Origin of the sequence: Anabaena sp. FACHB-83 (genome assembly GCF_014697485.1) — a bacterium.
Taxonomy (GTDB): domain Bacteria; phylum Cyanobacteriota; class Cyanobacteriia; order Cyanobacteriales; family Nostocaceae; genus Nostoc_B.
Genome location: NZ_JACJRY010000015.1, coordinates 76,662 through 97,099, shown reverse-complemented (window position 1 = coordinate 97,099; position 20,438 = coordinate 76,662). Strand labels below are relative to the sequence as shown.

Here is a 20,438-nt window from a genome sequence, read left to right as displayed (position 1 = left end):
TTATGTATAGCAGTCGAAGTATAGGTTAGGAAATTTAAAAAGCATGAATGCTAGATATAGTAAAACTTTTACCTCCTGCCTCCTGCCTTCTGCCTCCTGCCTCCTGCCTCCTGCTATAACCACCAGAACTCTTCTTTCAGCAAGTATATATACAAAACAATTGTAGGGTGAGCATCGCCCACCCTACAGATTATCCTGCTTCAGTTATATTTTGTCAGTTGTCTTAATCTATTGACTAATGACCCTTCGGGTGAGCCAGTGAGGGAGTCGGGGAACCCGCCCAACGCACTGGCTCACCAATGACTAATGACTAATAACCAACTTAGTAAGTTTCTACGTGCCAACGACCAGCTTTCTTGATTTCTTTTTGGTAATCACTCCAGGTTACACCTTCTTTGGCAGCCGCAGCAGTTAAAGCTGCATCAATGCCATCTTCCATACCGCGTAAACCGCAGATGTATGTGTGGGTTTTTTCATTTTTAATCAATTGCCACAATTCATCAGCGTGTTCTGCTACGCGGTCTTGAATGTACATTCTGCCGCCTTGAGCATTCTTTTGTTCGCGGCTGATAGCATAAGTCAAGCGGAAGTTATCAGGATACTTCTGCTGTATTTCTTCCAACTCTTCTTTATAGAGAATGTTGGGAGTTGTTGGCACACCAAATATCAACCAAGAGAATCCTTTAAACTGATAATCTGGGTTAGCTGCTTTTTCTGCATCTTTAAACATCCGCCACAAATATGTACGCATAGGCGCAATACCTGTACCAGTTGCCATCATAATCACATTAGCTTCGGGGTCGCTGGGTAACAACATCTCTTTACCCACGGGGCCTGTAATCTTAACTTCTTCCCCAGGCTTTAAGAAACACAGATATGTAGAGCAAACACCATATACTGTTTCACCAGTTTCTGGATGCTTGTATTCCAACTGACGAACACACAATGAAACTGTCTTATCATCAACATCATCACCATGACGAGTTGAAGCTATAGAATACAGTCTGAGCTTTTCTGGCTTACCGTTTTTGTCCACACCAGGGGGAATAATCCCAATACTTTGACCTTCGATGTACTTCAAGTTACCACCAGACAGGTCAAATTTAATATGTTGAACAATACCAATTCCACCTTCTCCAACCAACGGCTCATTAGAGATACACTTACCGATAAATGGAGCATTGGGACGGTAGGTATTTACGGGAACGTCAGCATGGGCTTTTTTGGCTTGTGCTTGAGTCATGGTGTTGCCTTTTGTGTCCTTACTATTGGCTTTCGCAGGTGTGGCTTGACCATTTTCCCCACTGTTAGCACTCACTGTAGGTACAGCACTGGCAAACGCGGCTTTGCCATTTGCTTGCTCTAAAATGCTTGCGGGTAGAATGCTAACAATTTTGCCGCCGAGGCGAGTGATACGTCGCATTTCTTGGTTCATGCGGTTGTAAGGCACTCTGATGAACACACTGCCACTTTTACGAATTGGGTAGTTCGTTTGATCAGTTGCTTCGTTCTGACGCAGACCCACCACTTCGTACACGAAGACGCGGCTACCTGATTCTGTGTTGGCAGCACCCTCAACAGTACCTTGATTGAACATTCTGTCTATCACTCCGATATTACTTAACCGTTTTTCAAAAACAACTATTCCCATCACTTAGCCAGATTTTAGTTTATCGGATTTTGGGATACCAAAACTAGCGCGTTGGGAAAGAGGCATCAAAAAATGATACCTTGCTAAGTACACTCGCTCCAGACAAGCAGGTATTGGAATAAACACACCTGTTCATCCTCTAAAATAGAGGATAAGTCCCTGACAGAATGTTAACCATGAGTCAATTTAATCTTTTTTTCGTGAATTATTTTTGATAAAATCACTGCTGACGACCTCAACAAACCCGAAGCAAACACTTTTGAGCAGCTACAACTAATGCTTGATAGAGGCGAATTCTACTCTGTACTACTTGGCTTTTGTTGCTGATTTCTTTATGTTTTTTTTAACAGTCCTGCTGAAAAATAAAGATAACATAAACTATGACCATGAACTTCACTGAATATCCAACTTAGATTAACTTCAATCAGTGGGAGTTCAGGTTTATATTTATACTTTAAATATTTACTCAAGATTACGATTCAGCACATCAGGCTAACTGCTCAATATCTACTCCTTCTTGCGGTAGATTTTCAAGATGAATGTTGCAAATGAGAGTTAACACCACTTACGCAACTGTAAATCTCCGAACTTGGCTTTCATCACAAAATTATACCCGCTCCTACTGGGAAGATAGCTATCTCACAAAGAAGATGGGTGAAGAACAAAATTTGTGCTGTGTCGAGAAAACTTATGTTTAAATGATTAATCTGACAGTAGCACCACAAGATTCATCCTGATATCAAATCTTGTATAGGATTACCCATTCTGTTAAAATTAAGTATACCACTAGGATTAAATACTTACTAGCTGCAAAATAAGGCAATCTCAGACGAGTAACAGCCGCTAATTTGGTTGTACACCCGTCTGATAATAGTTATGTGGCTGAGTAGCAAGAACACAGGAAAAACCAATGGGGTAGACTCCTGGCTTCAAAAATCTGCTGTGTGAAAAATTATTGATTGACACATTTAGTATTTAGAGGAGATTTATGACAAGTAAGCCGGAACGCGTGGTACTAATTGGAGTAGCCGGAGACTCCGGGTGCGGCAAATCTACTTTTTTGCGTCGTTTAATAGACTTGTTTGGCGAAGAGTTTATGACAGTTATCTGTTTGGATGACTATCATTGCTTAGATCGCAAACAGCGCAAAGAAACTGGGATAACTGCACTTGACCCCAGGGCAAACAATTTTGACTTGATGTATGAGCAAATTAAAGCTCTCAAAGAAGGTCAAACCATTAATAAGCCGATTTATAACCACGAAACCGGCCTGATTGATCCCCCAGAAATAGTAGAACCAAATCACATTATTGTGGTTGAAGGTCTACATCCTTTATATGATGAACGGGTGCGATCGCTCCTTGATTTCAGCGTTTATTTTGATATCAGCGATGAAGTTAAAATTGCTTGGAAGATTCAACGCGATATGGCAGAAAGAGGCCATCGCTACGAGGATGTTTTAGCTGCTATCAACTCTCGTAAACCTGACTTTACAAAATATATCGAACCCCAAAGAGAATTCGCTGACGTAGTTCTCCAAGTACTGCCCACAAACCTCATCAAAAACGACACCGAACGCAAAGTTTTGCGGGTACGGATGTTGCAACGCGAAGGTAAAGAAGGATTCACTCCTGTTTACTTATTTGATGAAGGTTCCACCATTAACTGGACTCCTTGTGGACGCAAGCTTACCTGTTCCTATCCAGGTATGCAACTGTACTATGGTTCCGATGTTTACTATGGCCGCTATGTCTCAGTACTCGAAGTAGATGGTCAATTTGACAACCTAGAAGAAATCATCTACATCGAAAACCATCTCAGCAACACATCCACCAAGTACGAAGGTGAAATGACTCACTTGTTACTCCAACACCGTGAGTATCCTGGTTCTAACAATGGAACTGGTTTGTTCCAAGTGCTGACAGGTCTAAAAATGCGTGCCACCTACGAACGTTTAACATCAAAGGAAGCAAAACTAGCAGTTCAAGTCTAAACAAAACAGCAGTGTTTGTGTCAAATTTTTTGGGGGTGCTTCCGGGGGCATCCCCTTTTTATTTTTGTAGTGATGGGACTAGGAAGCAAAAAGGCTGAAGTCTGAAGTCTGAAGTCTGAAATGAAAAAACCCTGATAGTGCGCTTTTCAGAAATTTTTAATGGGTGCTTTATTTTCGCCGATTTGTACTATAGCAGTTCTTACTTGCTTGTAATACAGTTGGAACCCCACCCCGCATTTGCTGACGCAAACGCTCCCCTCCCCGCTTGCGGGGAGGGGTTGGGGGTGGGGTTGAAATGTACCTCATCCAACCGAGAACCGCTATAGATTCAAAACGTCTCTAAGTAACCTGTAACCTCTAACCTTTAGTTTTCTCATCGAGGACGCTTGTGTATTTATTAATTCCTGCTGCCGGTGTCGGTAAAAGAATGGGTAGTAACCGCAATAAACTTTTTCTTGAGGTACAGTCAAAACCGATTATTGCTTGGACTTTGTTAGCGGCGGAAGCAGCAAGTTCTATTAGTTGGATAGGAATTATTTCTCAGCCTAGTGACTGGCCTGACTTTAAAAATATCATTGCTGATTTGTCGCTGACTAAACCTGTGGAATTTATCATTGGTGGTAGTACTCGGCAAGAGTCGGTTTACAACGGCTTGCAAGCGTTACCACCAGAAGCAGAACAAGTATTAATTCATGATGGTGCTAGATGTTTGGCTACACCAAATTTGCTGAATGCTTGTGCAGCAGCAATTCGCCATTGTGCTGGGTTAATTGCAGCTATACCAGTGAAAGACACGATTAAAATTGTTGATGAAACTGGCATAATTCAAAGTACGCCTGACCGACAACATTTGTGGGCTGCCCAAACTCCCCAAGGATTTAATGTCCAGTTATTGAAACAGTGCCACGCTGAAGGTATTCGTCAAGGTTGGGAAGTGACTGACGATGCAGCGTTATTTGAAAGATGTGGTATTGAAGTGCGAATTGTTCCAGGTGAGGAGACGAATTTAAAAGTTACTACTCCCCAGGATTTAGCGATCGCTGAATTTATTATCAGTCATCGGGGAGGGTGAGGGAGACAGGGGGACAAGGGGGACAAGGGAGATTAGGAGAATGTGAAGAATTGTTAAGGAGATTTTTGACTTTTGCAACAAAATAAAGTATAATCCCACACACTTGTGAATCGTCAGTTACTAGTCATCAGTTGTCAGTGACCAATGACTAATAACTATTGACTATTGACCCCTTCGGGGTTCGCCAGTCGCTCATAGGGGGAACCCCCAAGACCGCGCTGGCTCACTATTGACCATTGACTCACACCCAATGAAAACAGCCACCGCGACCAAGACAGCGACTAAAATTGAAGCAATTCTCTATTTGAAGGGTAAGCCTTTATCTCTCAGTGAAATAGCCGAATATGCAGCTTGCGATCGCGCCACTGCCCAAGAAGGCATAATCGAACTGATAGATAGTTACGCCCGAAGAGATAGCGCCTTAGAAGTTGTTGAAACCACAGATGGTTACAGCCTGCAACTAAGAACTGATTTTCAAGATTTAGTACAAACACTGATTCCGGTAGAATTGGGAGTAGGCGCATTGAGGAGTTTAGCGGCGATCGCTCTCAATAGTCCAATTTTGCAAAGCGACTTGATTAACCTCCGGGGTTCAGGTGCGTATCAGCATGTTCAAGAATTAGTCGAACTTGGTTTTGTCAAGAAACGCCGAGATAACGAATCCCGTTCTTACTCGCTACAAGTAACACCAAAATTTCATCAGTACTTCCAAATCGAACAACTCCCCCAACCATTTGACACTAAAGAACAGCAACTAGAATTAGACCTAGCTATTGAAGATGAGGTAGAAGAGGTAACAGGTTAGAGGTGACAGGTTAGTAGGACTTAAGGGGTATAGGGGTGTAAGGGTGTAGGTTTTAAAAACCCTTATACCCCTATACCCTTACACCCATTCTTCACATACAACCTTGGCGCTAAGTCCTGGATATAAAACCCATACCTGTGGAAAAGACGCTACCCTTGTACTATGGTTTAGAGTAGAATTAGCAACTAAGCTAAAAAAGACTGCCAATGGTGTTTGACCCTGACTTTTTGAATGACAACTCCGAGGAACACCCGAATCAACTTCTAGGCGAGAACTTTGAGGAAAATCCCAATCAGTTACTCCAGTATTTGCAGCATCAGTCGCCTGATGTGTTAGCGCGTGTCGCCCAGTCTGTCAGCCCTGAAATTAAGCAAATAATTTCCCAAAACGTCCAAGGGCTAGTGGGAATGCTACCCGCAGAAAACTTCAACGTGCAAATTACGACAGACAGAGAAAATCTGGCTGGGCTATTAGCATCAGCAATGATGACGGGGTATTTCTTACGGCAGATGGAACAAAGAATGCAGTTAGATTACTTGTCTGAGGGGCAATAGTCAATTTTAGATTTTAGATTGGTGAAAAGTCCAAAATCTAAAATCTTGGACGATTGACTATTTTTTCGGATAGACACCTGACTGCACTTTTAAAGTCTGTATTTTGCCACTGCGGTTGATTTCAAGTACGAGGATATCGCCGACTGTGCTGGATTCTACTAGCTTCTGCACTTGGGCGGCTGTTTTAACTGGTTTTGCGTTCACTTTTTGAATTATGTCACCAGGAAGCAGACCAGCCCGTTTTGCTGGCGAGTTATCTAATACGCCCTTAATCACCACGCCAGAATCTTGTTTGATGTTGAGTTTGTTTTCGAGATTAATTTGCTGCTTTTTAGTGGGGTTTAAGTCTGCCATTTCAATTCCCAAAAAAGGATGATCTACCCGCCCTTTAGTAAATAATTCTTTAGCCACACGGGCGGCGGTTTCAATTGGAATGGCAAAACCTAATCCTTGGGCATCAGCACGAATGGCGGTATTTACGCCGATAACTTCACCTTGGGCGTTTAACAATGGCCCGCCAGAATTGCCAGGGTTAATAGCTGCATCAGTTTGGATGAAACTTACACGTTTATCTGGTACACCAACTTGGGCGCTGGTGCGGTCAGTGGCGCTGATAATGCCGATGGTAACAGTGTTATCTAAACCCAGAGGATTGCCAATAGCGATCGCCCATTGTCCAGGAATCAAATTTTGCGAATTGCCCAGCTTCACCGTCGGCAATTTATCACCAGGAATTTTCACAACCGCTACATCTGTAATCGTATCAATACCTATAACTTTGCCCTCAAAAGTCCGACCATCCTTGAGGGTGACTTGGACTGTATCTGTATCAGCAACTACATGGGCATTTGTCAGTAATTCACCTTTTTGACTCAAAATAAATCCTGAACCTGTGCCGCGTTCAATCCGTTCCTGGGGAATGGCTTGTTCTTCATCACCAAAAAAGCGGCGCAAGAGGGGGTTTTTTAAAGCGTCAGAGATGGGATTTGCGACTTTTCGAGTTGCATTAATGCGGACTACAGCCGGGCCGACTTTCTGCACTGCTGTAGCAATAAAATTCACATTATCTCCACCAGTCGCTCCCAAACTACCACTAGGGGCAGAGGGAGTGGCAGATTCTGGAGGTAAAGCTGCTGTTACATTTCTTAACTCTCGAAATGAGCGATTTTGCGTCAGGAGATAGCGACTACCAAATAGACCTGCACCACCACCAACCAATAGTAAAGATAAGTAAATAGCCAGTTGCTTCAAAGATAAATTCATAATAATTACGCTTAAGGACAGCAATGCAGTTGCTAATTTCTAAGTGTAGTCAAGCAATTCGTAAGTGGACAGATAAATTTAACATCAAGTTGCTTAATAAATATTAAAATTCAGAAATCGGTGATTAACAAAGAGCTTGACTGCTGGGAAAAATCATCAATATCTACCTAATAGTTATACAACTAACATTTCTGGGAAGACTAGTCTTAATTGAGCAAGATGAGATCCCTAGACGGTGATGAAAGTTCCTAAGTATATCAATGGTCAAGTTGATGCAACGGTGCAAATTACTGACTAGATCATTGCTAGGAAGATTGATGCTGGGGGTCGTACTTTAGTTGATCGGGTATTCGCTGTGCTGACTAATTCCCCATTGTTTTCCCACAGTTTATGGAAGTATTTACACGCGATCGCCTGACAATTCTCAAGAACTTGTACATTCAAGGCTTGATTTTTCCCAAAAATGTACACCTTGAACGAAATATCCAACTGCTACAAAGCAAAAACTTAGCAGCAGGATTGGCTAAAATTCCTCACTTGCTTGGTTGGCTCACGGGTAAATATCCAAGTTCTTTAGAGGAGGTGAGATATGTCTATCATTAGCCTAAGAAAAATTCTGAACAAAAAAGAATTATTATCCCTGCTTCAGAACTTAGCCAATCAACTCAACAGTGCTATTCAGATTGAACTGTTAGATGGTACACCATTGCTCAGTATTGGTACGCAAACGACAAACAACCGGTATCCGATTGAGATTGCTGGAAAAAACATTGGTTGGGTAGTTGGGACAGAACAAATACATACAGTTGCAGCCTTACTGTCGCTGTTAGCCAAACAAGAAGCCGAAAAAAAAGAACTAGCGAAAGAATTACTAGAGCGATATCAGGAAATTGATTTATTTCAAGATATATCGACACAACTAACAACGAGTTTAGATACCAAACAAATTGCCCAACTCGTGCTTCAGGAAATAAGTCAATTAATTGAATCATCTGCGGGGACGATTTTACTGCTGAGTGAAGATGCCGCAACTTTAGAAGTAATTGCCCAATTTGGGAATTTATTTGAGCAGAGTCTAATTCCCTCGACCACAGGCATTATTGGTCACATTATCCAATCTGGGCGTGCAGAACTGATTAATGATGTGCAAGCTGATCCACGCTTAGGAGATGAGAAAAACATTCATGGGCTGATTTGTGTTCCCCTGCGTGCCAAAGAACGGATACTAGGTGCGATCGCTCTGGGGACAAATCAAATCGACGCATATACAGCTGGACATCTGAAATTGGTGAGTATTTTTGCTTCTCAAACCGCAGTCGCCATTGAAAAAGCCGTGCTGTATGAACAAAGCACCCAAGCAACCGCCCAAGCCAAAGCCCAAACAGAAAAACTCCAGCAGGCTTTACAAGATTTACAACTGGCGCAAACCCAGTTAATTCAAAGTGAGAAAATGTCCAGTTTGGGACAACTAATAGCCGGCGTTGCCCACGAAATCAACAATCCGGTTAACTTTATTTGTGGCAACTTGCGCTGTGTTTCTGAGTATGCAGAAGACTTACTGCACTTATTACAAGAGTATCAGAAGAATTTTCCTGTGGTGTCGGCTGAGTTGGCATCAGAGGTTGAAAATATCGATGTGGAGTTTATCAGTGAGGATTTGCCCAAACTACTAGATTCTATGAAACTAGGGAGCGATCGCATTGTAGAAATTGTCAAATCCCTGAAAAACTTCTCCCGCCATGACGAAGCCCAAATCAAAACCGTCAACATCCACGACGGTATAGAAGGGACGCTGATGATTCTTCGCCATCGCCTGAAAGCGACTTCCCATCGCCCAGAAATTCAAGTGATCAAAAACTATGCCCAACTTCCCCCAACAGAGTGCTATCCCGGACAGTTAAATCAAGTGTTTATGAACATCCTGGCAAATGCCATTGATGCTTTAGAAGAATCAATTTTCCACAGTCAATTAACTCAACCTCAAATCACCATTCACACCCAAACCCTAGACCATCAGTGGATTGTGATTCGCATTGCTGACAATGGCCCAGGGATGAAAGAAGAAATCATCCAACGAATTTATGATCCCTTCTTCACCACCAAAGAAATTGGTAAAGGCACTGGCTTAGGTATGGCCATCAGCTACCAAGTCATTGTTGAGAGACACCAAGGAATTCTCCAGTGTCATTCTCAACCTGGACAAGGCACAGAATTCTGGATTCAAATTCCAATTAATTCTTTGGTAGCCCATGCTGAGAAGTATCAAGACATCACAGATTTTGCCGTGAACAGTGTTGTCCAAAAAACCAAGATATCCCCAGCAGAAGGTTTCATTTCCTCTCCAAACAATATGCTCAAATCCCATGAAATGCTGATTCGCCACAGTCAAATCATCCGGCGACTGTCACGGCAAAGTCCAGATGTCAGTACAACTTCCGCCAGTGAAATTTATCAAATTTTCCAACGTCATCCCATTGCCTTAAAGCTTTACTCCACCTTATTGTCCTGGTTTGCTTGTCCCGCCCCTACCCACAATTAGGAAACTCTCAATATGTCTAGCCAACTTGACGAATTTAACCGTCATCTCTTGGAAAAATGTCCCGTTGGTCTGGTACTCTACCGCACAGATGGGACTTTAATTCATACCAACTCCGCCTACGCTGAGATTTTGGGGCGCACTGTTTCAGAAACTCTCCACCTCAACAATTGGCAGATCACTCCTGAGAGTTATATTGCCACTGAGCAAGCCATTATCGAAAACTTAGCAAAAACTGGTCGCCACGGGTCTTATGAGAAAGAATACATCCACAAAGATGGACATTTAGTGCCGGTGAGAATCTCTGCGGCCATAGTTGAACAAGATGGAGAGAAGTTGATTTGGTCGAGTGTGGAAGATATTACTGACCTCAGACAAACTCAAAAAGCATATCAGGAATCTGCAAAAATCTTAAAACAGAGTGAAGCACGATACCGTTCTTTGATTAAAGCTAATACGCAAATTGTCTGGGTGAGTTCACCAGAGGGAATTTGCTTTGAACTTACCGACTGGATAGCTTACACAGGGCAAACTTTAGCAGAAGCCGAAAACGGCGGTTGGATTGATGCCGTTCATCCCGACGATCGCGGCTACACTGGAGAAGCTTGGGGTATTGCTGTTGCCAACCTCAGCCAATATCAAATTGAATATCGCATTCGTGGTGAAGATGGCAACTATCGCTACTTTTGGGTCTGGGGTGCGCCTGTCATTGAAGATGATGGTAGCGTCAAAGAGTGGATTGGCACTTGCACAGATATTCACGATCGCAAACTCGCAGAAGCAGAAAATCAAAGATTAAAAGAAAAATATCGCTCTTTAGTCGCCGCTACTTCTCAAATTGTTTGGGGCGCAACAGCCGAAGGTTTAGGGATTAGCAGTGAAATGATCACTTGGATTGCTTATACAGGGCAAACTGAAGAAGAAGTTGCTGGTTGGGGTTGGATTGATCCGATTCATCCTGATGACCGTAGTCAATCCCAAGCCGCTTGGAATGCAGCCGTAGCGAACGGCAGTATTTACCAAACTGAATATCGTTTGCGGGGGAAAGATGGAGTTTACCGCTATTTCTCCGTTTGTGGCGCTCCTGTTTTCGCCGCAGATGGTAGCATTCGGGAATGGATTGGCACTTGCACAGATATTCACGATCGCAAACTCGCAGAAGCAGAAAATCAGCGTTTATTTGATATGCTGAATCACTCCAGTGATGCGATTATTATCCGGGATATGAGTGATAAAGTCGCCTACTGGAATCAAGGTGCCGAAAGGCTTTACCATTGGACGCGAGAAGAAGTCAAAGACCAATATATTTATACCTTCCTCAAAAAAGTTTTTCCCAAACCCAAAGCCGAAATCACCGCCGAGTTATTACAGCAAGGCCATTGGGAAGGAGAAGTCCAACATATTACCCACGATGACAAAATTATTACTGTCCAGAGTCGATGGACTTTGCAACGAGATGCAGCTGGTGAACCTTGTGCAGTATTAGAAATTAATACAGATATTACCGCCCGCAAACAAGCCGAAATTGCGCTGCGCCAACTTAATCAAGAACTAGAAGCCAGAGTTGCGGAACGCACAGCCGCCTTACAAGATACCCTAGCGGAAGCCCAAGGGTTAAATGCGATTTTAGATAACTTAGCAGATGGTTTGTTGGTGGTAGATATATCAGGGCAAATTACCCATTTCAATCCTGCCTTTTTAGCCATGCAAGGATTGACAGCCAACATGCTCCAAGGCAACTATCAAGAACTAGCGATCGCAGGTTTAGCACATTTAATAGAACAAACTCAATCCCATCCCCAAGAAGTTTTTGCGGCGGAAATTTCACTGGCGAAAGAACGCATTGGTCAAGCCGTCGCCACCGCCATCTTTAAACAAACCACAGCTAACGAGCCTGCAACTTGTTTTGGTTCTGCATTGCTAATTCGGGATATCACCGCCGAAAAAGAAGTGGACAAAATGAAGACCGATTTTATTTCCACAGTTTCCCACGAACTGCGGACACCTTTAACTTCAGTGTTGGGGTTTGCCTCGATTATCAAAGAAAAACTCGAAACCGATGTCTTTCCGATGCTGACTAGCGAAGACCGCAAACTGCAAAAAACCATTAAGCGGGTAGGTGACAACCTCAACATTATTGTCTCGGAAGCAGAACGGCTGACATCCTTGATTAACGATGTTTTAGACATTGCCAAAATGGAAGCCGGCAAGGTGGAATGGCACATGCAGCCCCTTGATCCTGGTGAATTATTAGATTGGGCGACTACAGCCACCGCCGCCTTGTTTGAAACCCATAACTTGCAACTAGTCAGCGAGATTGATTCTGGTTTACCGCAAATAGTGGGCGATCGCAACCGTTTATTGCAAGTCCTGATTAACTTAATTTCCAATGCTGTGAAATTTACTCAAACTGGGACTGTTACCTGTCGCGTCCAACAACAGCACGAAGGTGTTTGCATTAGCGTAATCGATACAGGTATTGGTATTGCCCCGGAAGACCAACCAAAAGTTTTTGAGAAATTCCGCCAAGTTGGTGATACCCTCACCGACAAACCCAAAGGTACAGGATTAGGATTACCAATTTGCAAACAAATTGTTGAACATCATGGCGGCAAAATTTGGGTAGAAAGTGAACCAGGAAAAGGCAGCACTTTCTCGTTTTTGATTCCGATTTACACTAAAGATGACCAAAACAATGGACAAATTAATTTAGAAGCCCTCGTCAAACAACTCAAAGAACACGTTATTACCAGCAATGCCGTATTCAACGAAAACCGCAAAACCATTTTAGTAGTAGATGATGATACCAATATTCGAGAATTACTCCGGCAGCAATTAGAAAACGAAGGCTACAAAGTGCGAGAAGCAAAAGACGGTATGGATGCAATTCATCAAATCAAAATTGCCCGTCCCGATTTAATTCTTCTGGATGTAATGATGCCACAAATTAACGGCTTTGATGTCGCAGCCGTCTTGAAAAATGACCCGCAAACGGCAGATATTCCCATCATCATTTTGTCAATTATTGAAAATAAAGAGCGTGGCTACCACATTGGTATTGACCGCTATCTCACCAAGCCCATCAATACAGAACAACTCCGTAATGAAATTGGTTCACTACTTTCTCAAGGAACTTCCAGCAAAAAAGTATTGGTGGTTGATAAAAATGCCTCAACCTTAAAAACCTTATCAGATGTCCTGCAAACTCAAGGATACAGCGTGATTGAAGCCTCCGACCCCCAAGAATGTCTGCACAAAGCACGAGCCGCTAAACCTGACATGATTATCATTGATTCCATCTTTTCCACAGAAACCGACTTAGTGAAAACCCTACGGTTTGAAAAAGATTTAGAAAATGTATTTTTTATCATGTTGGCTGATCATTGAATTAAGAGGGGCTAGAGGCTAGTACAACAAGGCAAAAGGAAAAAGGTGAGCCATTGCGGTGGACGGGTTTCCCGGCATAAAGGAGACAGTGCCGTGGGCGGGTCTCCCGACTTGAGGCAACTGTCGTCAAATGGTGAACCCGAAGGGCAAAAGGAAAAAGAAAGAATAACGATACCTCAAGCCTTTTAGCAATTCCAGATAGTCTGTTTATTTACGCCGACCTGTACTAGTGTTGTTACACTTAAAAACTGGTTTTTATAATCTTTTATCTCTAATCCCTAGTCCCTAGCCTCTAGCCTCTAGCCTCTAGCCTCTACAAATATTAAATTGGATTACTCTATGACGCAAAAAATTTTGATTGTTGATGATGAACCTAACATCGTAATTTTACTGGAACAAGCTTTAGAAGCTTTAGAAGATGAAGGTGTTGAAATCTTAACAGCGAGAAACGGCGAAGAAGCACTTGAAACTATCAAAATAGAGAAACCAAATCTCGTTTTTCTTGATGTGATGATGCCAAAGATGAGTGGCTTAGAAGTTTGTCAGATAATTAAGCATGACTTAAAAATGGATGATGTCTACATTGTGATGTTGACAGCAAAAGGACAAGAATTTGATAAACAAAAAGGTATAGAGGTAGGTGCTGATTTATATCTGACTAAACCTTTTCGCCCGAAAGAAGTGCTAGAAAAATCAATGCAGGTATTGGGATTTTGAATAAAAACTGACTACCGCTATATCTCTCAATTCTCACAAGCGATCGCTCATAGCGTTTGTTTTAAGCGATCGCCACTCTCAAAACAAACCCGTTATACTCCACATATCGCCCGTGAATTTACTTGATGATGCTCCTGACTTTTCATGGGATCTGGAAAACCTCTCCCCTACAACTTTCTACGGTGTACAGACAAGTCTAATAACCTAGCCCCATAACGTTTTGATCCCCCCTAGCCCCCTTAAAAAAGGGGGAACAAGAATCAAAGTCCCCCTTAAAAAGGGGGATTTAGGGGGATCAACCCATATTTTGCACCCAGCACAAAGATGTGCGTACACTGTAGACACCTTCAAAAAAACCATCATTTGAGTTCAGAACTAGAAAATTCTCTTTTGCAGCAAGAACGTTCTCACTAGAAACAGGAAAGTTCTCGTTTGAAACAGAAACATTCTCGTTTAGAACAAGAACGTTCTCACTGGAAACAAGAATACTTTAGTTGAAAACAGGAACATTCTCGTTTGCAGCACAAAAGTTCGAGTTCAGAACATGAAACTTTGTGTTCAAAACAGGAAACTTGGAGATAAAAGCTAGAGTGATGAGGTTGGGAAGGTAAATTTTCGTGTTCTCATTAGAGATAATCGCGCAAATTTGCTAAAGTCTCATGCACTCTCACAGTATGAGGATGATTCCCTCCTAAACTTTGCTCGAAAATATTCAAAGCTTGGAGATACAGGGGTTCGGCTTGCTTGTACTTTCCTTGGGATTCGTAGAGTGATGCCAAGTTGTTGAGGCTGATGGCGAAATGGGGATGATTGTCTCCCAGCAGGCGTTTACAGAGTTTTAAAGCTTGGAGATACAGGGGTTCGGCTTGGTCATACTTTCCTTGGTCATTGTAGAGTCCTGCCAAGCTGTTGAGGCTAGTGGCGACATGGGGATGATTGTCTCCTAGCAGGCGTTTATTGAGTTCTAAAGCTTGGAGACACAGGGGTTCGGCTTGGTCGTACTTTCCTTGGGATTTGTAGAGTACGGCCAAGTTGTGGAGGCTAGTGGCGACATGGGGATTATTGTCTCCCAGCAGGCGTTGTCTGAGTTCTAAAGCTTGGAGGAGCAAGGGTTCGGCTTCGTCGTACTTTCCTTGGGATTTGTAGAGTACGGCCAAGTTGTTGAGGCTGATGGCGAAATGGGGATGATTGTCTCCCAGCAGGCGTTTATTGAGTTCTAAAGCTTGGAGGAGCAAGGGTTCGGCTTCGTCGTACTTTCCTTGGGATTTGTAGAGTACGGCCAAGTTGTGGAGGCTAGTGGCGACATGGGGATTATTGTCTCCCAGTAGGCGTTGTCTAAGTTCTAAAGCTTGGAGATACAGGGGTTCTGCTTGGTCGTACTTTCCTTGGGATTTGTAGAGTAATGCCAAGTTGTTGAGGCTTTGGGCGACATCAAGATGATTGTCTCCCAGCAGGCGTTGTCTGAGTTCTAAAGCTTGGAGATACAGGGGTTCGGCTTGGTCGTACTTTCCTTGGGAATGGTAGAGTAATGCCAAGTTGTTGAGGCTATCGGCGACATGGGGATGATTGTCTCCCAGCAGGCGTTTATAGAGTTCTAAAGCTTGGAGATAGAGGGGTTCGGCTTGGTCGTACTTTCCTTGGGAATGGTAGAGTAATGCTAAGTTGTTGAGGCTGGTGGCAAAATCGGGATGATTTTCTCCCAAGCGGTTTTGTACTATTGATAAACACTGTTGATACCAAGGTTCGGCTTGGGTATATAACCCTTGTCCTTCATAGAAGCTACCCAAGCCGACGAAAGGCGAAATTATATCTTCATCACTGACGTATTGAATGAGATTGTTTGCTACTTCAGCTATGTGTGGTGTGGCAAGGGAAACAGTGTTAATTTCTTTAAGGGTAGGAGTCTCAGGAATTTGTTTAGCAACTGCTACCATTACCTGACAAAACGATCGCTTAAATTCCTCTACCTGCTCTAAACTTGTAAACTTAGATTGGAAAAATTCCCGCAGTAGGGGATGTAGTTGATAGATTCCCTCACCTTTGCGCTGGAGTAGATGCAGATTCAATAATTTATCATCCCGAATTTCCTCTAACTCATCCTCATCTTTTTCTGTTAAGCACTGTTCTACTAATTTCCAGGGTATGGGGGCGGCTGCAAATAAACTGAGTACACAGCCTAATAACTTATCATCCTCTGCTAATTCCTGCCAACTCAACTCAAAGGCGGCTTGCACTCCCAATTGTGCTGTCATATCGGCTTCTGGGTTGACAGTTGCAGGTTGTTCTAGTCGCTTTTCCTTTAATCGCCCCATCATTTTCGATAGGGATAAATCTTGTTTTTTCGCCAAATATCGCCCCACCAACTCTAAACCCAAAGGCAAAAACCCCAGCCATTCGCACAACTGTTTTGCTACATCTAATTCTCTCTCAATTCGCCCTGGTGTTTCTGCCAGCAAAGACCGTAACAACTCCAACGCTGCATCTGGTTGTAATACATCTAAAGATAATTGCTTGATGGCTGCACCCAACTTTTTGCGCGTAGTCATCAACACTTTAAATCGGGAAGATGCGCCCTGTAGGTAAGGTCTGATTTGCTGGTAATCTGTAACATCATCCACCACCAGCAGCACATTACCCTCACGCCAATTCCGCCAGCAGTATTGTACTTGTGCAGGTAAATCAAATTCTTCTGGTGGCTTTAAATCAAGCTGAGTTCTGGCAAACCGCACCACTTGAACCCCCACATCCTCCACTTTCGCCTGTAACCAGCACAGTCCACCTTGGTAGTTTTCGCGCTGAGTCATGGCATATTGCAAGGCGAGTTCTGTTTTACCCAGTCCACCCATTCCCAAAATAGCCGCAATGGCTACTTGATTATTTTTCTGCAAAAGTTCATGGAGTTCTTGCAGTTCTTCATCACGTCCGACAAATTTCACCACCCCACTCAGGGGTAAATTTTGCGGTATTTCAGGATTTGACTTTACCCATTCCTGTCCGGGCGACTGTAGTCAGTTGAATGTGTTTTGCGGATTATTAATTGTGATTTGTTGGGCAACCATTGACCCTTTTTCAGCTTGGATACTTTCTGCTAACTTGGCAAAGTTATTAACAATTGCTGGCTGCGCTTGAATTTCTGCGGCTAATTTTTGAATTTCCTCAGCAGTCTGGGACTGATCTTGATTGATTGTGGCTTCCACTTCCCGCACTGATTGAGCAATTTCGGTATCTGTATCAGCTGCGGCTTTCAACTCCAACACAGCTTGACCATAATCTAACGCCTGCTGTGTGTCTTCCTGTGACGTATTGGCTAACAAGGGCAGCTTATTTTTCTGGCGTAGCTTGGCGATTAACTCGTTACTTTTTTCTAATGCTGCTTCCCCCAGCTTTTCGCCTGTTTTTTCTAAAGCCTTAGTTAAAACTATAGTAGCGATCGCAGTTCCTACGGCTGTTAAGGTTACTGGTTCCATAACTTAACAATAATATTCCGAGATTATACTTATTTTCCTGAGCATAACAGATGTGCGACTTATTTTTTAAACCCCTCTCCAAACCTCTCCCCGCAACGGAGAGAGGCTTTAATTCTTACTCCCCTTCCCTTGTAAGGAAGGGGTTGGGGGTTAGGTTTGAGATAAAGTCGCACATTGCGTAAAGAATGTAATCTAATTAAAGATAGAGGGGCATACATCTGTATACCCCTCTGCTTGAGAAATTAAGAGATTGATCAAACAGAAGCAACTGCTACAGTTTGAGAATTAACTTGCGTTTGACTAAACTGGTTAACTGGACGAGGTAACTCAAGATGTTCACGCAGTGTCCAGCCTTCGTACTCAGTGCGGAATAGTCCCCGGCGTTGCAATTCGGGGATGACCAAATCTACAAATTCATCTAAGCCTCCCGGTAGCCAAGGCGGCATAATATTAAATCCATCAGCCCCACCATGAATAAACCAATCTTCTAATTGGTCAGCAATTTGTTCTGGTGTGCCGAGAATTTGCCGATGTCCGCGTGCGCCAGCTATTGATAAATACAGTTGTCGAATTGTTAAATTTTCTCTGCGAGCGAGGTCTGTCAACAGTTTTTGACGACTTTTACCACCGTTTGTCTCTGGCAATTCTGGTAATGGCCCATCTAATGGGTAGGCTGATAAATCAAATCCACCAATCATTCCTCCCAACAAATTCAAGCCAACCACGGGATCAATTAACTCTTGAATTTGCTCGAATTTATCCTTGGCTTCTTGTTCAGTTCTACCAATGACGGGGAATACACCGGGCATAATTTTCAGATGTTCCGGGGAACGTCCATATTGGGCGAGTCTGCCTTTCACGTCAGTATAGAAGGCTTGGGCTTCTTCTAGGGTTTGTTGGGCAGTGAAGATGACTTCTGCGGTTTGGGCGGCAAGATTTTTACCATCTTCTGAGGAACCCGCTTGAATAATGACTGGATATCCTTGGATGGGACGCGCGACATTCAACGGGCCGCGCACCGCAAAATGTTCGCCTTTGTGGTTGGGAACGTGTAGTTTATCTGGGTCGAAGTAAATACCTGATTCTTTATCTTGCAAGAAAGCATCGTCTTCCCAACTGTCCCAAAGTTTGGTAACAACATCAACAAACTCACGGGCGCGTTCGTAGCGCAAGGTATGTTCCATGTGCTGTTCCCGATTGAAGTTCAATGCTTCTGATTCGGTGGCGGAGGTGACGAGATTCCAACCAGCACGACCACCACTAAGATAGTCGAGAGAAGCAAACTTTCGGGCGAGGTGATAAGGTTCGTTGTAGGTGGTGGAGACTGTCGCGGTTAACCCAATGCGTTCTGTGACTACAGACAAGGCTGAAAGCAGGGTAAGTGGTTCAAAATGGACAAGTTTCCCATTCCGGCTTAAAACTTCTGTACTTTGACCGCGATCGCGCACAGATACTCCATCAGCAAAGAAAATCATATCAAATTTGCCCCGTTCTGCGGTCTGAGCAAGGCGTTTAAAATGCTGAATATTCAAACCACCGTCAGCCTGAGCATTTGGATGCCGCCATGAGGCTAGGTGATGCCCACTGCTGGATAAAAATGCACCCAGTTTGATTTGTTTTTTTGGCGTACTCATTACTTTTATCCTTATGGTAGAAACATAAATGCGATCGCCTGCAACTAAACAGGCTGGGGTTTGAGTAAATCTGTCTTGGTGACAAACTCGTTAAAGGGTGTTGGTAACTGCTGTGGTATGGCGATTTGCGAAGTTTGCAGTGGTAAGCGAGGGAAAAGTAACTCAGCGACGCGATAAGCTTCTTCTAAGTGGGGGTAGCCGGAAAATACAAAGGTATCAATCCCCAAATCAGCATATTCCTGGATTCTGGCGGCTACTGTGTCTGGATCTCCGACTAAGGCTGTACCCGCACCACCCCGGACTAACCCGACACCAGACCATAAATTCGGGCTAATTTCTAAGTTGTGGCGACTACCGTTATTTAGCTGCGCCATCCGCCGTTGTCCTGCTGATTCTGACTGGACAAAGCGTTTGTGAGCAGCTGCAATTGTGTCATCATCGAGATATTTGATTAGTTCGTTGGCTGCATCCCAAGCTTTTTGGGTGGTTTCCCGGACAATAACGTGCATCCGAATGCCAAAACGGACTGTTCTACCTTGTTCTGCTGCTAATTGGCGGACTTTAGCAATTTTTTGGGCAACTTGGTTTGGTGGTTCGCCCCAAGTTAAATAAACATCGATGTGTTTGGCTGCAACTTGCAAAGCCGCATCAGAAGAACCGCCAAAATATAAAGTCGGGTAAGGCTTTTGGACTGGGGGGAATTGTAATTTAGCACCCTCAACTTGCAGGTGGCGACCTTTGAAGGTTACGTCATCACCTTGCATAAGCGATCGCCAAATTGTTAAAAATTCATCAGTCAATTCATAACGCTGGTCATGGTCTAAGAAAACTCCATCTTTGGCTAATTCTTTCGAGTCACCACCAGTCACCACGTTTAAAATAATCCGACCGTTAGAAAGTTGGTCAAAGGTAGCCGCCATTCTCACCGCTAGGGAAGGTGACATAATGGCTGGACGAAACGCCACCAAAAACCGTAAGCGTTGTGTAACCGGAATCAAAGAAGCAGCGACAATCCAAGTATCCTGCTTTTGTCCCGTCCCAATTAACATTCCACCGTAGCCTAATTTATCCACAGCTTGGGCGATTTGCTGCATATAAGGATAATTGGCTTGTCGTCTACCAATTTTTGTCCCTAAATATCGTTCATCGCCTTGGGTCGGTAAATACCAAAATATTTCCATAATCTTATCTCTGGCTAATAGTTTTTGGTGTTATCGCTGCATATTGTTCGGTAGTTAGCGTTGCTGCTTTCACATCAATGTTTGTTTTTTTAAGTTTCGGAAAAAAGCTAGACACGACAAATTGAAGTCAGTTTTCACTGACTTAATAAATTGCCCAAAAATTATTTTTCGTTCTTGG

The 20,438-nt window shown here is 43.3% G+C and carries 14 protein-coding genes; 8 read left to right on the top strand and 6 right to left on the bottom strand.

What is annotated here, in order from left to right:
• Positions 1-322: 322 nt before the first annotated feature.
• Complete coding sequence (gene petH / locus H6G79_RS18765) at positions 323-1,597, bottom strand: ferredoxin--NADP reductase (RefSeq protein ID WP_190592731.1); 1,275 nt, start codon at positions 1,595-1,597, stop codon at positions 323-325.
• Between the two features lie 1,042 nt (positions 1,598-2,639).
• Between petH and H6G79_RS18760 the strand changes: the two genes are divergently transcribed.
• The 4 genes from H6G79_RS18760 (at position 2,640) to H6G79_RS18745 (ending at position 6,075) form a co-directional block, all read left to right on the top strand.
• Entirely contained in the window at positions 2,640-3,644 is a 1,005-nt protein-coding gene (locus tag H6G79_RS18760) for a phosphoribulokinase (RefSeq protein ID WP_190592726.1), read from the top strand.
• Positions 3,645-4,032: 388 nt separating this feature from the next.
• On the top strand, positions 4,033-4,716 hold the full coding sequence (ispD, locus tag H6G79_RS18755; protein WP_190592761.1) for a 2-C-methyl-D-erythritol 4-phosphate cytidylyltransferase: 684 nt from the start codon (positions 4,033-4,035) through the stop codon (positions 4,714-4,716).
• A 250-nt stretch (positions 4,717-4,966) separates the two neighbouring features.
• Positions 4,967-5,521 carry an SMC-Scp complex subunit ScpB gene (gene scpB / locus H6G79_RS18750; protein ID WP_190592762.1) on the top strand — a complete coding sequence of 185 codons (555 nt, stop codon included), beginning with the start codon at positions 4,967-4,969 and terminating at the stop codon, positions 5,519-5,521.
• 206 nt (positions 5,522-5,727) lie between these two features.
• Entirely contained in the window at positions 5,728-6,075 is a 348-nt protein-coding gene (locus H6G79_RS18745; RefSeq protein WP_062287000.1) for a DUF760 domain-containing protein, read from the top strand.
• Between the two features lie 57 nt (positions 6,076-6,132).
• On the opposite strand, the gene H6G79_RS18740 is transcribed toward H6G79_RS18745, so the two are convergent.
• Positions 6,133-7,338: an HhoA/HhoB/HtrA family serine endopeptidase gene (locus H6G79_RS18740; RefSeq protein WP_190592763.1), complete on the bottom strand. Its 1,206-nt coding sequence runs from the start codon at positions 7,336-7,338 to the stop codon at positions 6,133-6,135.
• 390 nt (positions 7,339-7,728) lie between these two features.
• Here H6G79_RS18740 and H6G79_RS18735 point away from each other — a divergent pair, with 390 nt between their 5' ends.
• The 4 genes from H6G79_RS18735 to H6G79_RS18720 all read left to right on the top strand — a co-directional run bounded on the left by H6G79_RS18735 (position 7,729) and on the right by H6G79_RS18720 (position 13,978).
• Positions 7,729-7,941, top strand: coding sequence for a hypothetical protein (locus tag H6G79_RS18735; RefSeq protein ID WP_190592764.1), 213 nt, complete (start codon positions 7,729-7,731; stop codon positions 7,939-7,941).
• A complete protein-coding gene (locus H6G79_RS18730; RefSeq protein WP_190592765.1) occupies positions 7,928-9,877 on the top strand; it encodes a sensor histidine kinase in 1,950 nt (649 codons plus the stop codon). Before H6G79_RS18735 ends, H6G79_RS18730 begins: the two co-directional genes overlap by 14 nt.
• 12 nt (positions 9,878-9,889) lie before the next feature.
• A complete protein-coding gene (locus H6G79_RS18725) occupies positions 9,890-13,261 on the top strand; it encodes a PAS domain S-box protein (protein ID WP_190592766.1) in 3,372 nt (1,123 codons plus the stop codon).
• 339 nt (positions 13,262-13,600) lie between these two features.
• Positions 13,601-13,978 (top strand): response regulator transcription factor, encoded by a 378-nt coding sequence (locus H6G79_RS18720; protein WP_190592767.1) that lies wholly within the window; start codon positions 13,601-13,603, stop codon positions 13,976-13,978.
• A gap of 626 nt (positions 13,979-14,604) precedes the next feature.
• On the opposite strand, the gene H6G79_RS18715 is transcribed toward H6G79_RS18720, so the two are convergent.
• From H6G79_RS18715 to ssuD, 4 genes are all read right to left on the bottom strand, one after another.
• Positions 14,605-16,914: a tetratricopeptide repeat protein gene (locus H6G79_RS18715; RefSeq protein ID WP_190592827.1), complete on the bottom strand. Its 2,310-nt coding sequence runs from the start codon at positions 16,912-16,914 to the stop codon at positions 14,605-14,607.
• Positions 16,915-16,986: 72 nt separating this feature from the next.
• Complete coding sequence (locus H6G79_RS18710; protein WP_190592768.1) at positions 16,987-17,445, bottom strand: hypothetical protein; 459 nt, start codon at positions 17,443-17,445, stop codon at positions 16,987-16,989.
• 254 nt (positions 17,446-17,699) lie between these two features.
• On the bottom strand, positions 17,700-19,079 hold the full coding sequence (locus tag H6G79_RS18705; protein WP_190592769.1) for an LLM class flavin-dependent oxidoreductase: 1,380 nt from the start codon (positions 19,077-19,079) through the stop codon (positions 17,700-17,702).
• A 44-nt stretch (positions 19,080-19,123) separates the two neighbouring features.
• Positions 19,124-20,260: an FMNH2-dependent alkanesulfonate monooxygenase gene (ssuD, locus tag H6G79_RS18700; RefSeq protein ID WP_190592770.1), complete on the bottom strand. Its 1,137-nt coding sequence runs from the start codon at positions 20,258-20,260 to the stop codon at positions 19,124-19,126.
• Positions 20,261-20,438 lie beyond the last annotated feature (178 nt).

Coding starts and splice junctions, on each gene's coding strand:
- petH (WP_190592731.1), bottom strand. CDS start 1,597: ATGTTCAATCAAGGTACTGTTGAGGGTGCTGCCAACACAGAATCAGGT.
- H6G79_RS18760 (WP_190592726.1), top strand. CDS start 2,640: ATGACAAGTAAGCCGGAACGCGTGGTACTAATTGGAGTAGCCGGAGAC.
- scpB (WP_190592762.1), top strand. CDS start 4,967: ATGAAAACAGCCACCGCGACCAAGACAGCGACTAAAATTGAAGCAATT.
- H6G79_RS18745 (WP_062287000.1), top strand. CDS start 5,728: ATGGTGTTTGACCCTGACTTTTTGAATGACAACTCCGAGGAACACCCG.
- H6G79_RS18740 (WP_190592763.1), bottom strand. CDS start 7,338: ATGAATTTATCTTTGAAGCAACTGGCTATTTACTTATCTTTACTATTG.
- H6G79_RS18735 (WP_190592764.1), top strand. CDS start 7,729: ATGGAAGTATTTACACGCGATCGCCTGACAATTCTCAAGAACTTGTAC.
- H6G79_RS18730 (WP_190592765.1), top strand. CDS start 7,928: ATGTCTATCATTAGCCTAAGAAAAATTCTGAACAAAAAAGAATTATTA.
- H6G79_RS18725 (WP_190592766.1), top strand. CDS start 9,890: ATGTCTAGCCAACTTGACGAATTTAACCGTCATCTCTTGGAAAAATGT.
- H6G79_RS18720 (WP_190592767.1), top strand. CDS start 13,601: ATGACGCAAAAAATTTTGATTGTTGATGATGAACCTAACATCGTAATT.
- H6G79_RS18710 (WP_190592768.1), bottom strand. CDS start 17,445: ATGGAACCAGTAACCTTAACAGCCGTAGGAACTGCGATCGCTACTATA.
- H6G79_RS18705 (WP_190592769.1), bottom strand. CDS start 19,079: ATGAGTACGCCAAAAAAACAAATCAAACTGGGTGCATTTTTATCCAGC.
- ssuD (WP_190592770.1), bottom strand. CDS start 20,260: ATGGAAATATTTTGGTATTTACCGACCCAAGGCGATGAACGATATTTA.